The sequence below is a fragment of the Streptomyces sp. NPDC042259 genome, from assembly GCF_055582085.1.
In genome coordinates this window covers 334,101-347,720 of sequence record NZ_JBVJDW010000001.1, presented here as the reverse complement: position 1 = coordinate 347,720, position 13,620 = coordinate 334,101, and the positions used below count along the sequence as shown (strand labels likewise).

Genomic DNA, 13,620 nt, shown 5'->3' with positions numbered 1-13,620 from the left:
CGGTCCCGCACCGGACCAACAGTCCAGCATCGACGCAGAAGATCCTGACACCGGGGTAATCCGTGAAAAAGCTCTCCGCACGACGACGCCATCCGCTGGCGGCGGTCGTCGTCCTACTCTTCGCGCTGGCGGTAACTGGGGGGCTGTACGCCGCGTTCGCGCCCGCGGACACGGCCAAGGCCGATGACACCGCCCAGTCCCTTGCCATCGAGGAGGGCAAGAAGCTCTACTCCGTGGGCTGCGCAAGCTGCCACGGCACCGGCGGTCAGGGCACCACCGACGGCCCGAGTCTGGTCGGCGTGGGTGCCGCGGCTGTCGACTTCCAGGTCGCCACCGGCCGTATGCCGCTGCAGCAGCAGGGCGCCCAGGCGCCCAAGAAGAAGGCGGTCTACTCGCAGGCCGAGATCGACCAGCTCGCCGCGTACATCGCTTCGCTCGGCGCCGGTCCCTCGGTTCCGTCCAAGAGCCAGTACAGCCCGGACGGCGCGGACATCGCCAAGGGTGGGGAGCTCTTCCGTACGAACTGCGCCCAGTGCCACAACTTCACCGGCAAGGGTGGCGCTCTCTCGAACGGCAAGTTCGCCCCGCCGCTCGACGATGTCGACCCGAAGCACATCTACGAGGCCATGCAGACCGGCCCGCAGAACATGCCTTCCTTCCCCGACACCACGATGACGGAGAAGAACAAGAAGGACATCATCGCGTACCTCGACACGGTCAACAGCAGCAAGTCGGAGAGCCCGGGCGGCCTCGAACTGGGTGGGCTCGGCCCCGTCAGTGAGGGCCTGTTCGCGTGGATCTTCGGTCTGGGTGCGATGATCGCCGTCGCCATCTGGGTCGCGGCCCACACCGCTAAGGCCAAGAAGTCATGAGTAGCCAAGACATTCCAGAAGAGAACCTGCCGAGCACGCAGGGCGACGCGCACGCCACCGCCGTAGCCGTCGCGGGCGACCCGTTCGCCGACCCGGGCCTGCCGCCGCACGAGCACCGCATCCAGGACATCGACGAGCGGGCCGCCAAGCGCTCCGAGCGCGTGGTCGCGTTCCTGTTCGTCCTGTCGATGCTGGCCACCGTCGGCTTCATCGCCTCGTACGTGACCCTGCCGGTCGACAAGATCGTCTACATCTTCCCGATCGGTCACATCAGCGCGCTGAACTTCGCCCTGGGCATGACCCTCGGCGTGGCGCTGTTCTGCATCGGCGCGGGCGCGGTCCACTGGGCCCGCACCCTGATGTCGGACGTCGAGCACGCCGACGAGCGGCACCCCATCGCCGCCGAGCCCGAGGTCAAGGCCAAGGTTCTGGCCGACTTCAAGCAGGGCGCCGAAGAGTCGACGTTCGGCCGCCGCAAGCTGATCCGCAACACCATGTTCGGCGCGCTGGCCCTGGTGCCGCTCTCCGGTGTGATGCTGCTGCGCGACCTCGGTCCGCTGCCGGGCACCAAGCTCCGCAAGACCGCCTGGTCCGCGGGCAAGATGCTGATCAACCAGAACACGAACCAGCCGCTGCGCCCCGAGGACATCCAGGTCGGGTCCCTCACCTTCGCCATGCCCGAGGGCATGAAGGAGGAGGACCACGACTTCCAGAAGGAGATCGCCAAGGCTGCCCTGATGATCGTCCGGCTCCGCCCGGAGAACATCAAGGACAAGCGGGAACTCGACTGGTCGGCCGACGGCATCGTCGCGTTCTCCAAGATCTGCACGCACGTCGGCTGCCCGATCAGCCTGTACGAGCAGCAGACGCACCACGTGCTCTGCCCGTGCCACCAGTCGACCTTCGACCTCGCCGACGGTGGACGAGTGATCTTCGGCCCGGCCGGTCACGCGCTTCCGCAGCTGCGGATCAAGGTCAACGACAAGGGCTACCTTGAGGCCATGGGCGACTTCGCCGAGCCCGTCGGTCCTGCCTACTGGGAGCGCGGATGAGTACTACAGCTGACAACCAGCGCAAGGCACCCGCCGGTGAGCGGATGGCCGACTGGGCCGATGGCCGACTGGGCATCTACGGCCTGGCCAAGGCCAACATGCGCAAGATCTTCCCGGACCACTGGTCCTTCATGCTGGGTGAGGTCGCGCTCTACAGCTTCATCATCATCATCCTCACGGGTGTGTATCTGACGCTGTTCTTCCACCCGAGCATGAACGAGGTCGTCTACCACGGCTCGTACGTCCCCATGCAGGGCATGCGGATGTCCGAGGCGTTCCAGTCGACGGTCAACATCAGCTTCGACGTCCGCGGCGGTCTGCTGATCCGGCAGATCCACCACTGGGGCGCGCTGATCTTCCTCGCGGCGATGTTCGTGCACATGATGCGCGTCTTCTTCACGGGTGCCTTCCGCAAGCCGCGTGAGGTCAACTGGCTGTTCGGCTTCCTGCTGTTCGTGCTGGGCATGTTCACCGGCTTCACCGGCTACTCCCTGCCGGACGACCTGCTCTCGGGCACCGGCGTCCGCTTCATGGAGGGCGCGATCCTGTCCGTGCCGATCATCGGTACGTACATCTCGTTCTTCCTGTTCGGCGGCGAGTTCCCCGGCTCGGACTTCGTGCCGCGGTTCTTCTCCATCCACGTCCTGCTGCTGCCGGGCATCATGCTCGGTCTGCTGGTGGCGCACCTGATCCTGGTGTTCTTCCACAAGCACACCCAGTTCCCCGGCCCCGGCCGGACGAACAAGAACGTGGTCGGCATGCCGCTGCTGCCGGTCTACATGGCCAAGGCCGGAGGCTTCTTCTTCCTGGTCTTCGGTGTGATCGCGGCGGTCTCCGCCATCGCGACGATCAACCCGATCTGGGCGATCGGCCCCTACCGGCCGGACCAGGTGTCCACCGGTGCGCAGCCCGACTGGTACATGGGCTTCTCCGAGGGCCTGATCCGTGTCATGCCGGGCTGGGAGATCAACCTGTGGGGCCACACACTGGTCCTGGGTGTGCTCATCCCGCTGATGATCTTCCCGCTGGTCCTCGTGGCCATCGCGGTCTACCCCTTCATCGAGTCCTGGGTGACCGGCGACAAGCGGGAGCACCACCTGCTGGACCGGCCGCGCAACGCCCCGACGCGCACCGCGTTCGGTGCCGCCTGGATCGCGGTGTACTTCGTGCTGCTGATCGGTGGTGGAAACGACCTGTGGGCCACCCACTTCCACCTCTCGATCAACGCCATCACCTGGTTCGTCCGGGTCGGCTTCTTCGTGGTGCCGGTCCTGACCTTCATCGCCACGCGACGGATCTGCATGGGTCTCCAGCGCCGCGACCGGGACAAGGTGCTGCACGGACGTGAGTCGGGCATCATCAAGCGCCTGCCGCACGGCGAGTTCGTCGAGGTCCACGAGCCGCTGTCGCAGGAGGCCCTGCACACCCTCACCGCGCACGAGCAGCCCAAGCCGCTCGAGCTCGGCCCCGAGGTCGACGAGAACGGTGTGAAGCGCAAGCTGAGCGCCTCGCAGAAGCTCCGGGTGAAGCTCTCGAAGGGCTTCTACGGCGAGGGGACGCACATCCCCAAGGCCACCGCGGAGGAGTACGAGGAGATCACCAGCGGCCACGGCCACCACTGATCCCCCTCGGATCCGATCACTGATCGCCACGGCAAGAGCCCCGTCCATGCGCTGGACGGGGCTCTTCGCCGTCCCCGGTCCTGGATAGGCTGGACCCGCGAACACCGCGAACACCGCGGCATCACGGATTCGACCACCAGGAGCGTGGACCATGAACGTTGCGACCCCGGCAGGCGGCGACAGCGCGACGGCCCGCACCTGGCCGGGTGTCCTCGACGCCCTCCTCGACGGTGTGGACCTGAGCGCGGACGACACCGCCTGGGCCATGGACCGGATCATGCGCGGCGAGGCGACGGACGCGCAGATCGCCGGCTTCGCCGTCGCGCTGCGCGCCAAGGGCGAGACGGTCGCCGAGATCTCCGGTCTCGTGCGGACCATGTACGCCCACGCCAACCTCATCGAGGTGCCCGGCCCGAGCGTGGACATCGTCGGCACCGGCGGCGACGGCGCCAAGACCGTCAATATCTCCACCATGTCGGCGATCGTCGTGGCCGGCGCCGGTGCGAAGGTCGTCAAGCACGGCAACCGCGCCGCCTCCTCGGCCAGCGGCGCCTCGGACGTGCTGGAGAAGCTGGGCGTCAATCTGGACCTCACTCCGCGCCGGGTGGTGGAGGTCGCCGAGGAGGCCGGGATCACCTTCTGCTTCGCGGTGAAGTTCCACCCCGCGCTGCGTCATGTGGCGCCAGCCCGCCGCGAGTTGGGCATCCGCACCACCTTCAACGTGCTCGGCCCGCTGACCAACCCCGCACGGGTGCGGGCCCAGGCGACCGGCGTCGCCGACGCCCGGATGGCCCCGATCCTGGCCGGCGTCCTCGCCGAACGAGGCGCCTCCGCGCTCGTCTTCCGCGGCGACGACGGACTGGACGAGCTGACCACCACCGCGACCTCGCAGGTGTGGATCGTCGGCGGCGGCACGGTGCGCCGCGAGCCCTTCGACCCGCGGGACGTGGGCATCGGCCTGGTACCCGTGGAGGCGCTGCGCGGCGCGGACGCCTCGTACAACGCCGATGTCGCCCGTCGGCTGCTGGACGGCGAGACCGGCCCGGTACGGGACGCGGTGCTGCTCAACTCGGCGGCGGCGCTGGTCGCCCTGGAGCCGACCGGTGCCCCGCTGACGGAACAGATCACGGCGGGCCTGGCGAAGGCCGCGGAGTCGATCGACTCGGGCGCGGCGAAGCGGGCGCTGGAGCGGTGGGTCGCGGCGAGCAACCGCTAGCCTGGCCGGCGGTCCGTCTGTGCCGCCTGCGGCGGCTTGGCGCCCTGCGGGCGCGTCCTCAATCGCCGGACGGGCTTGAAAAGCAAGCCCGTCCGGCGATTGAGGACACCGCCGCGCAGCGGTGGTGCGCCCATCCGCCATGCGGACACCCATACCGCCAGGTGATCGGTTGTGCCATAATCTTCGCCAGGTCACGAGTGACAGCGACATAGGCCCCGGCCCGCTGTCCGGCAACCCTCCTTCCGTGGCGGGGTGCCCCGGGTGATGACCGGGTCGCGGACAAGACGTCCGCGGCAAGCGCGGATCCCTCGCCAGGGATCCTGGTCGTCGAGGGAGCTTCTTCCGTGATGCAGCGAATGCGATAGGGCCTACGGCCCGTTTCCCGTGAACTCGGCGCGCCCCGTCGCGCGTCCGGGTTCGGTTTTCCGCACGCCGGTGGTGTCTTCCCGCGTGCGTATCCGCAAACCCCCCTGTTCTCAGGAGAATTCGCCATGTCCGCATGCCCTGCCACCGCCACCGCCTCGCTCGCCGGTGCCTCCCGTCCCGACGCCTCGCTCGCCGACGGCCCCCTGCCGGTCCTCGGCGAGGACGTCCGGGTGCCGCTCGTCACCGGGGGCGAAGTGCCCTACGCGGCACTCGACTACGCGGCCAGCGCCCCGGCGCTGCGGCGGGTGTGGGACGACGTCGCGGCCTACGCGCCGTACTACGGAAGCGTGCACCGCGGGGCCGGTTACCTCTCGCAGCTGTCCACCGACCTGTTCGAGAGCAGCCGCGCCGACGTCGCCGCCTTCCTCGGCTGCCGCCCGGCCGACCAGGTCGTCTTCACCCGCTCCACCACCGACTCGCTGAACCTGCTCGCGAGCGTGGTCCCGGCCGGCACCCGGGTCTTCGTCTTCGAGACCGAGCACCACGCGTCGCTGCTGCCGTGGGAGCGGCGCGAGGACGTCGAGGTCGGCTACCTCGACGCGCCGCGCACCCCGGGCCAGGCGGTCCGGACGCTGGAGGCGGCCCTCGCCGCCCGCGAACCGTACGGCCCGGCCCTGGTCTGCGTGACCGGCGCGTCCAATGTGACCGGCGAGCTGTGGCCGGTGCGGGAGCTGGCGGCCGCGGCGCACGCGCACGGCGCCCGCATCGTGCTGGACGCCGCGCAACTGGCCCCCCACCACCCCGTGGACATCACGGAGCTGGACGTCGACTGGGTCGCCTTCTCCGGGCACAAGCTGTACGCGCCGTTCGGCGCAGGAGTCCTGGCCGGACGCGCGGACTGGCTCCGGGCCGGCGAGCCCTATCTGGCGGGCGGCGGAGCGAGCCGCAAGGTCGCCCGGCGCGACGGGGGCGGGATCGACGTCGAGTGGCACGACAGTGCCGCCCGGCACGAGGCGGGCTCGCCCAACGTCATCGGGGTCTACGCCATCGCCGCGGCCTGCAAGGCGCTCACGGAGGCGGGTTTCGAGCGGCTCGTCGAGCGCGAGCAGCGGCTCGTGCGGACCGTGCGGGCGGGCCTCGCGGAGGTGCCCGGGGTCAGGGTGCTCTCGCTGTTCGGCGACGACGCCCCGCGCGTGGGCGTCATCTCCTTCGTCGTGGAGGGCTGGAACAGCTCACACTTCGCCGCGGCGCTCTCCGCCGAGTACGGCATCGGGGTCCGCGACGGCCTCTTCTGCGCCCACCCGCTGGTGCGGACGCTGCTGGGCGACGAGCCCGGTGAGCCCGGCGAGTGCGGTGCCCCCGACGAGGGCACCTCGCTCAACGCCCTCCGCGTCAGCTTCGGCGCGGGCACGCCGGACGAGCACGTCGAACGGTTCCTGACGGCGGTGGGGGAACTGGTCCGGGACGGCGCGCGGTGGTCCTACCGGACGGATGCCGGACGCTGCGTGCCCGTTTAGCCGGGGCTCCTGACCGGGGCTCCGCCCCGGACCCCGGTCCTCAATCGCCGGACGGGCTTGATATGGCTGAGCTCGGCCATATCAAGCCCGTCCGGCGATTGAGGACAACCGCTACGAGTCGAGGCCGATCGCGAAGGCCGCTTCCAGGTCGTGGCTGGAGTACGTGCGGAACGCAATGTGCGTCTCCGTCGAGGCCACGCCGGGGACCTTGCTGATGCGGCCGGGGATGACGTCCGCGAGGTCGTCGTGGCGGGCCACCCGGACCATGGCGATGAGGTCGTGCGCGCCGGTGACCGAGTAGACCTCGCTGACGCCCTCCAGCGCGGCGATCTTCTCGGCGATCTCGGGAATCCGGTCCACGTCGGTCTTGATGAGCACGATCGAAGTGATCACGGCTGGCTCCTATCGGGGGTCCCGGGGTCGCCCCCGGGAGCGGGCGACTCCGCGTGGGACCTGGCTGCGGTCTTCACTCTATCCGCAGGTCGGCAACGGGCCCACGCGCAGAGGAAGCCGAGGCAGAAGCCCATGACGTGGGCCAGATAGGCGACCCCGGGGCGGTCGCCCGCCGTGCGCGCGGCGAGCCACTGCAACGCGAACCAGAAGAGCAGCACGGCCCACGCCGGAAACCGCAGCGGCAGAAAGAAGAGGAACGGGAAGAGGCTGGTGACACGGGCCTTGGGGAAGAGATAGAGGAACGCACCGAGCACCCCGGAGATCGCCCCGGACGCGCCGACGAGCGTCTGGGCGGAATGGGCGTGCACGGCCGCGTAGCCGAGCAGCGCCAGATAGCCGGTGGCGAGGTAGAGGAGGGTGAAGGCGATCCGGCCCAGCCGCTCCTCCGTCATCGCGCCGAAGACATAGAGGAAGAGCATGTTCCCCAGCAGGTGCAGCCAGTTGCCGTGCACGAAGAGGGCGGTGAACGGGGTGCACAGCTCCACCGGCGGGCCGAGCCACAGCTCCTCGGGCACCACGCCCCAGCGCTCGAAGTAGGAGGTCTGCGCGGCGATCAGCTCGGCACCGGTGCCGTAGGTGGTGTTGAAGCCCGAGGCGGGTCCGAGGAGGAAGACGACGCAGCAGATGCCGAGGAGGGCGTACGTCATCACGGGGGTCGGCACGCGGGTCGCGGGGGCACCGTCCGAGGGGCCGGGGAGGGCCGGCTTCCCGGGACGTACTACCTTTCCGATCATGGTCAGATCATTGCGTACCGTACGCAACCTGCCCAGAGCGCCTCGCCGGGCGGGCCGCCCGGGCCTGCGCACCGCGTCGGGAGACCGGCAGGCCGTAGGGTTACGGGGAAGACACTCCCGCGGTTCGACGCCGCGGCCCGCCGGGGGCCGCGGCAGCAGACGACGAGGACGGACGACACGATGGGCGTTCCCCAGCCGACAGCCGGGACCCGGTGGCGCTGCACGCTGTGCGGCAACCTCACCCGGTTCGACGTGACCCGTTCGACCAAGGCCGTCGAATACGTCCACCTCGACCTGGCGGGAGAGCCGAACGTGGAAGAGCGCGAGGTGGTCAGTGAGACCATCGAGTCCGTGCGTTGCCGTTGGTGCAACGCGGTCGACCAGATCGAGCTGGTGGACCGGCCGGGTGCGGGCGCCTGAAGAACGGGAGCGTTGAACGGTGGTGGAGCACACAGGCGGCGAGGCGGCCGGTGAGGCCGACGGGGCCGACGGTGTCGCCGAGGTGCTCGACCGCCCGTTGCCCGAGGGGATCAGGCGGCGGGTCGTCGGGCTCGTCGCGGAGGCGTTCGGTGGGCTGACGGTCGCCGAACTGCCCCCTCAGCTACGGCAGTACGCCCGGTTCACGCCGAGCAGGCGGGCCAAGTTCGCGGGCAACGCCATGGCCGCCGCGGTGGAGAACGACGCCGTCTTCCGGCAGCGCATCTCCGCCCGGCTGCGCGAGAGCGGGTCCGAGCTGGCCGAGGCGCTGGACGCCGGGTCCCCGCCGGCGGCCGCGGACCCGGAGGACGTGGCGGCCATGGCCTATGTGCTGCGGCCGCTCGGCTGGGTCAAGCTGGTCACCGCGGCCGGCGAGGAGGCCCAGCGGGCCGGTGCCGAGCGGGCCGGCCTGGAGGCGCAGCGCGAATTGCGGCAGCTGCGCGAGGAGCTGGCCTCCTTGCGCGCCGAGGCCCGTACGGAGGCCGACCGGGCCCGCGCGGAGCTGGACACGGTGCGCAAGGAGGCCGAGGCCGCGCAGCGCAAGCTGCGCAGCGCGGTCAGCGACGTGCGGCGCGGTGAGGCGGCGCTGCGCAAGGCGCAGGCCGAGCTGGAGAGTGTGCGGTCGGGTGCCGCGGCCGAGAAGGCGGCGGCCCTGGGCGAGGCGCGGCGGCTCAAGGCGCGGCTGGCGGAGGCCGAGTCGGCGCTGGAGTCGAGCCGCCGTGCGGTGCGCGAGGGGCGCAGCGTGGAGGACATGCGGCTGCGGCTGCTGCTCGACACCGTCCTGGACGCGGCGCAGGGGCTGCGGCGCGAGCTGGCCCTGCCGCCGGCGTCCGTGCGCCCGGCGGACACGGTGGACGCGGTGGAGCCGGGCCGGATGACGCCCAAGGACATCGCCAACCGCGCGCTGTCGGAGACCGATCCGGCGTTGCTGGACCAGCTGCTGGCGCTGCCGCAGGCGCATTTGGTGGTCGACGGCTACAACGTCACCAAGACCGGCTATCCGACGATGCCGCTGGACAAGCAGCGGCTGCGGCTGCTCGGCGGGCTCGCGATGCTGGCCGCGCAGACGGGTGCGGAGATGACGTGTGTCTTCGACGGCGCCGAGCTGGCCGCGCCGGTGCTGCTCGCGCCGCCGCGCGGGGTGCGGGTGCTGTTCAGCAAGGCCGGGGTGACGGCCGACGAGCTGATCCGGCAGTTGGTGCGGGCCGAGCCGCCGGGCCGCCCGGTGGTCGTGGTCTCCACGGACCGGGAGGTGGCCGACGGGGTCGCCAAGGCGGGCGCGCGGCCGGTCGCATCGGCCTTGCTGCTCAAGCGACTTGCGCGTACCTGAGGGTGGGGCGGCCGTCACCTACCGTGGCGTGTGCGTAAAAGATGTGGCGGCGGCCGGAATTTTTTGCCTCAGAGTTTGAACGGAATACCGGTAGGTCACTAAGGTCGGGCCTCGAACCTTCGCGCGGTTGTTCATCCATTCGGGGTGACGGCGAAGGTCCCGCCGTGCCCGCGGATCCTGCGCGGTAGGCGGCCCCCAGGAAAAGGAGCTCGTCTCCGTGGCGTCCCACCGTCGACCCAAGCAGCCGGGCCGCACCCGGGTGACCGTGCTCACCGCGACCGCCGCCGCGGCCGTCGCCCTCTCGGCCCAGGCCGCGCACGCCGATCCGCAGGCGTCCAAGCAGGACGTCAAGTCGAAGGTCGACAAGCTCTACGAGGAAGCCGAGCAGGCCACCGAGAAGTACAACGGGGCCAAGGAGAAGCAGGACAAGCTGGACAAGCAGGTCAACGACCTCCAGGACAAGGTCGCCCGCGGCCAGGAGGAGCTGAACAAGCTCCGCAACAGCCTGGGTTCGATGGCCACCGCGCAGTACCGCACCGGCAGCATCGACCCCTCCCTGCAGCTGCTGCTGTCCTCCGACCCCGACAGCTACCTGGAGCGGGCCTCCACCCTCGACCAGATCACCGGCAAGCAGGCGGAGACGCTCCGTCAGATAGCCGGCAAGCAGCGCACCCTGAAGCAGGAACGCCAGGAGGCCGCCGACAAGCTCGCCGACCTGGAGTCCACGCGCAAGGCGCTGGGGGACAAGAAGAAGGAGATCCAGGGCAAGCTCGCGGACGCCCAGGAACTCCTCAACACCCTCACGGCCAAGGAGAAGGCCGAGGTCACGGGCGCGGACAAGGCCCAGGACGGCAAGGATGCCGACCGCGCCGACCGCTCCGGCGGCAGCCGCACGGACCCGGGTGGCGCGGGCAAGCCCGTACCCGAGTCGCAGCGCGCCGGCGGCGCGCTCGGTGCCGCACAGAGCAAGATCGGCTCCCCCTACGTCTGGGGCGCGACCGGCCCCAGCTCCTTCGACTGCTCCGGGCTGACCTCCTGGGCCTACGCGCAGGCGGGTGTCACCCTGCCCCGGATGTCGCAGGACCAGGCGAACGCCGGTACCCGCATCTACGACCAGGGCTCCCTCAAGCCGGGCGACCTGGTGATCTTCTACGGCGATCTGCACCACGTCGGCCTGTACGCGGGCAACGGCCAGGTGCTGCACGCCCCGAAGCCGGGCGCCAACGTGCGCTACGAGGCCATGGGCAACATGCCCTTCCAGTTCGGGGTGCGCGTCGGCTGACGCCCTCCGCCGGACTTCCGGCCGCCCCTCGGGCGGGTGGGCGGTTTTCATCAGCCCCATCCGCACCCCGGGTATGTCCCCGGCCCGTCCTCCGCGACGGGCCTGAGCGACACACCGCCCTTTCGGATGAATCCCGGAACCCTTCGCTGACTCCACGCCCCGCCGGTGACCTGCGTCTCCGGCGGGGCGTCGGGTTTCCCGCCCCGGCCGGTCTTTGAACCCGGGGTGATCACGCCGCTACTGTCTGGCGCGCGGTGCCCCGCTGTCGTACGCCCGACCCGGGCGGCAGGGACCGCACACAGTGAAAGGGAGTGCGGCTTCCCGTGGCGTTCCATCGCCGTCCCGCGCCGACCGGTCTCCACCGGTCCGTCCGCGTCACCGTCCTGTCCGCCGCCATGGCCACCGCGGCCGCCGCCCTGTCGGCGGCCCCCGCGGACGCCCGGCCCGGCGAACCCGTGGACGACGCCCGGGCCTCGGGAACGGTGAAGGCGCGGGTCGACCGGCTCTACGAGGAAGCGGAACGGGCCACCGAGAAGTTCAACGCGGCCGACGAGCGCGCCGACAGCCTGCGCGAGCGGGTGGAGCGGGCCGCCGACCGGGTGGCGCGCGGCCAGGAGCGGGTCAACCGGCTGCGGTCCGCCCTCGGCATGATCGCCACCGCGCAGTACCGCACCGGCGGCGCCATGGACCCGGCCATCGCGCTGCTGCTGTCCTCCGACCCCGACGGCTACCTGGAACGGGCCGCCACCCTCGACCGGGTCACCGGCCGGCAGGCCGACCAGCTAAGGGTCCTGACGGGCGCGCAGCGCGAACTGCGCCAGGAGCGGGCGGAGGCGGCCCGGATCCTCGCGGACCTCGAGGACGGCCGCCGGGCCGTCGTCCGGCACAAGCAGGAGGTCGAGCGGAAGCTCGCCACGGCACGCAGGCTGCTGAACTCCCTGCCCACCGCGGAGCGGGAGGAGTACGGCCGCCCCTCCCGCTCCGACCGCGACGACGGCATCCTCGCCGCCGCGCTGCCGAACCTCGCCCCCACCTCCTCCCGGGGGGCCGCTGCCGCCATGGCCGCGCGCTCCGCGGTCGGCTCCCCGTACGCCTGGGGCGCCACCGGCCCGAGCGCCTTCGACTGCTCGGGCCTCACGCAGTGGGCCTACGGGCGCGCGGGCGTGGGCCTGCCGCGCACCTCACAGGCACAGCGCAACGCCGGGCGGCACGTCTCACTGGCGGAGGCCCAGCCCGGCGACCTGGTGATCTACCGGGCCGACGCCAGCCATGTGGCCATGTACGTGGGCAACGGTCAGGTCGTGCACGCCCCCTACCCCGGCGCCCGGGTCCGCTACGACCCGGCCAACATGATGCCGATTTCCTCCGTCACCCGGCCATGAGCACGCCCTGAACCCCTGCCACCCGCCCGGCGGCTCGTACGATGCGGGACGTGACAGGGCGACAGCGGTGGGGCGGAAGACGCGTGGCGTGCGGCCTGGCGGCGGCCCTGCTCGGGCTCCAGGCCCTGACCGGCTGCGGGGCGATGGGCTCCGCGGCGGGCCCCGACGCCGACGACCGGGCGGTACAGCGCCTGCTGGACCGGTGGGCCCAGGCGCTGCGCGGCCGTGACGAGGCCGCCTTCCTGGCCGCCGTCGACCCCCGGGCGACCGACTACCGCGCCACCCGGCGGCGGGTGTTCGCGCGGATCGAGGAAGTGCCGCTCGCCGCCTACGACTACCGGGTGGTGCGGACCGGGGGGTTCGCCCCCGCGCCCGGCGACGGCCACCGCGTCGCCGTCGAGGCCGAACTGCGCTACCGGATCGCCGGCTACGACACCGCGCCCGTCACGGCCCCCGCGCGGCTGACGCTCGTCGAGCGCGACGGCCGGTGGTACGTGGCCGCCCAGGACGACCGGGGCGGTGGCCGGCAGCTGTGGGAGCAGGGCACGGTCACGGTCGTGCGCGGCGAGCACAGCCTCGTCCTGGGCGTCGGCCAGGACCGGGCCCGGCTGCGGGCCGTCGCGGCCCTCGCCGACCGCGCGGTGCCCGCCGTGGGCGCGGCCTGGCGCGGGAAGTGGGCGGGACGGGTGGTCGTCGAGATGCCGGCCTCGCTGGACACCATGGCGGCCCTGCTGGGCTCGCCCGCCTCCGGCTACCGGGGCATCGCGGCGGTGACCACCGGAGAGGTCGGTGGCGCCGGCGCCGCCCCGGCCGACCGCGTCATCGTCAACCCCGAGGCGTACGGCGTGCTCGGTGAATTCGGCCGCCGCGTCGTGCTCACCCACGAGACCGCCCACGTCGCCACCCGTGCCTTGACCTCCCCGGCCACCCCGCTGTGGCTCTCCGAGGGCTTCGCCGACTGGGCCGCCTACCGTGACACCGACCGCACCCCGCGCCAGGCCGCCCCCGAGCTGGCCCGCGCCGTCACCCGCGGCGAGCTGCCCCGGCGGCTCCCCGAGGACGCGGAGTTCGGCTTCGCGGGCGAGTCCGGGCGGCTGGCCCGGGCGTACGAGGAGGGCTGGCTGGCCTGCCGCATGATCGCCGACGAGTGGGGCGAGGCGAAGCTCGTCGCCTTCTACCGGGCGGTGGGCGGGCACAGCCGGCGGCCGGGCGCCGTCGAGGCCGCCCTGCGCGATGTGCTCGGCGTGGGCGTCGGCGACTTCACCGCACGCTGGCGGGCCTATATGGAGGCCGCGCTCGGCTGACGCCCGGCCGCGC

General features: G+C 71.6%; 12 protein-coding genes and 1 riboswitch. Of the genes, 10 read left to right on the top strand and 2 right to left on the bottom strand.

All coding sequences use genetic code 11. The annotated features are described in order from the left end of the window. Positions 1-62: 62 nt before the first annotated feature. From qcrC to ACZ6MA_RS01570, 5 genes are all read left to right on the top strand, one after another. The gene (gene qcrC / locus ACZ6MA_RS01590; RefSeq protein ID WP_469430182.1) at positions 63-872 is read left to right on the top strand and encodes a cytochrome bc1 complex diheme cytochrome c subunit; all 810 of its coding nucleotides are present in this window, start codon (positions 63-65) and stop codon (positions 870-872) included. Continuing rightward, positions 869-1,924 carry a cytochrome bc1 complex Rieske iron-sulfur subunit gene (qcrA, locus tag ACZ6MA_RS01585; protein WP_469430181.1) on the top strand — a complete coding sequence of 352 codons (1,056 nt, stop codon included), beginning with the start codon at positions 869-871 and terminating at the stop codon, positions 1,922-1,924. The genes qcrC and qcrA overlap by 4 nt, the downstream gene beginning before the upstream one ends. Continuing rightward, complete coding sequence (gene qcrB, locus ACZ6MA_RS01580; RefSeq protein ID WP_469430180.1) at positions 1,921-3,546, top strand: cytochrome bc1 complex cytochrome b subunit; 1,626 nt, start codon at positions 1,921-1,923, stop codon at positions 3,544-3,546. The genes qcrA and qcrB overlap by 4 nt, the downstream gene beginning before the upstream one ends. A gap of 151 nt (positions 3,547-3,697) precedes the next feature. Continuing rightward, a complete protein-coding gene (gene trpD, locus ACZ6MA_RS01575; RefSeq protein WP_469430179.1) occupies positions 3,698-4,762 on the top strand; it encodes an anthranilate phosphoribosyltransferase in 1,065 nt (354 codons plus the stop codon). Between the two features lie 189 nt (positions 4,763-4,951). Next, positions 4,952-5,068: riboswitch (SAM riboswitch) on the top strand. A 185-nt stretch (positions 5,069-5,253) separates the two neighbouring features. Then, positions 5,254-6,645, top strand: a complete 1,392-nt coding sequence (locus ACZ6MA_RS01570; RefSeq protein ID WP_469430177.1) for an aminotransferase class V-fold PLP-dependent enzyme — start codon at positions 5,254-5,256, stop codon at positions 6,643-6,645. 111 nt (positions 6,646-6,756) lie between these two features. Here the strand turns inward: ACZ6MA_RS01570 and ACZ6MA_RS01565 are convergent, their stop codons facing one another. Together ACZ6MA_RS01565 and ACZ6MA_RS01560 are read right to left on the bottom strand one after the other, a co-directional pair. Beyond that, positions 6,757-7,038: an Lrp/AsnC family transcriptional regulator gene (locus ACZ6MA_RS01565; RefSeq protein ID WP_130877377.1), complete on the bottom strand. Its 282-nt coding sequence runs from the start codon at positions 7,036-7,038 to the stop codon at positions 6,757-6,759. Continuing rightward, complete coding sequence (locus ACZ6MA_RS01560; RefSeq protein ID WP_469430175.1) at positions 7,035-7,832, bottom strand: rhomboid family intramembrane serine protease; 798 nt, start codon at positions 7,830-7,832, stop codon at positions 7,035-7,037. The genes ACZ6MA_RS01565 and ACZ6MA_RS01560 overlap by 4 nt, the downstream gene beginning before the upstream one ends. 180 nt (positions 7,833-8,012) lie before the next feature. Here ACZ6MA_RS01560 and ACZ6MA_RS01555 point away from each other — a divergent pair, with 180 nt between their 5' ends. The 5 genes from ACZ6MA_RS01555 to ACZ6MA_RS01535 all read left to right on the top strand — a co-directional run bounded on the left by ACZ6MA_RS01555 (position 8,013) and on the right by ACZ6MA_RS01535 (position 13,607). Then, a complete protein-coding gene (locus ACZ6MA_RS01555; RefSeq protein WP_469430173.1) occupies positions 8,013-8,252 on the top strand; it encodes a hypothetical protein in 240 nt (79 codons plus the stop codon). Between the two features lie 19 nt (positions 8,253-8,271). Further along, positions 8,272-9,639, top strand: coding sequence for an NYN domain-containing protein (locus ACZ6MA_RS01550; RefSeq protein WP_469430172.1), 1,368 nt, complete (start codon positions 8,272-8,274; stop codon positions 9,637-9,639). Positions 9,640-9,856: 217 nt separating this feature from the next. Further along, on the top strand, positions 9,857-10,921 hold the full coding sequence (locus tag ACZ6MA_RS01545) for a C40 family peptidase (protein WP_469430170.1): 1,065 nt from the start codon (positions 9,857-9,859) through the stop codon (positions 10,919-10,921). Between the two features lie 323 nt (positions 10,922-11,244). Further along, the gene (locus ACZ6MA_RS01540; RefSeq protein ID WP_469430169.1) at positions 11,245-12,303 is read left to right on the top strand and encodes a C40 family peptidase; all 1,059 of its coding nucleotides are present in this window, start codon (positions 11,245-11,247) and stop codon (positions 12,301-12,303) included. Positions 12,304-12,344: 41 nt separating this feature from the next. Next, the gene (locus ACZ6MA_RS01535) at positions 12,345-13,607 is read left to right on the top strand and encodes a hypothetical protein (protein WP_469430168.1); all 1,263 of its coding nucleotides are present in this window, start codon (positions 12,345-12,347) and stop codon (positions 13,605-13,607) included. Positions 13,608-13,620 lie beyond the last annotated feature (13 nt).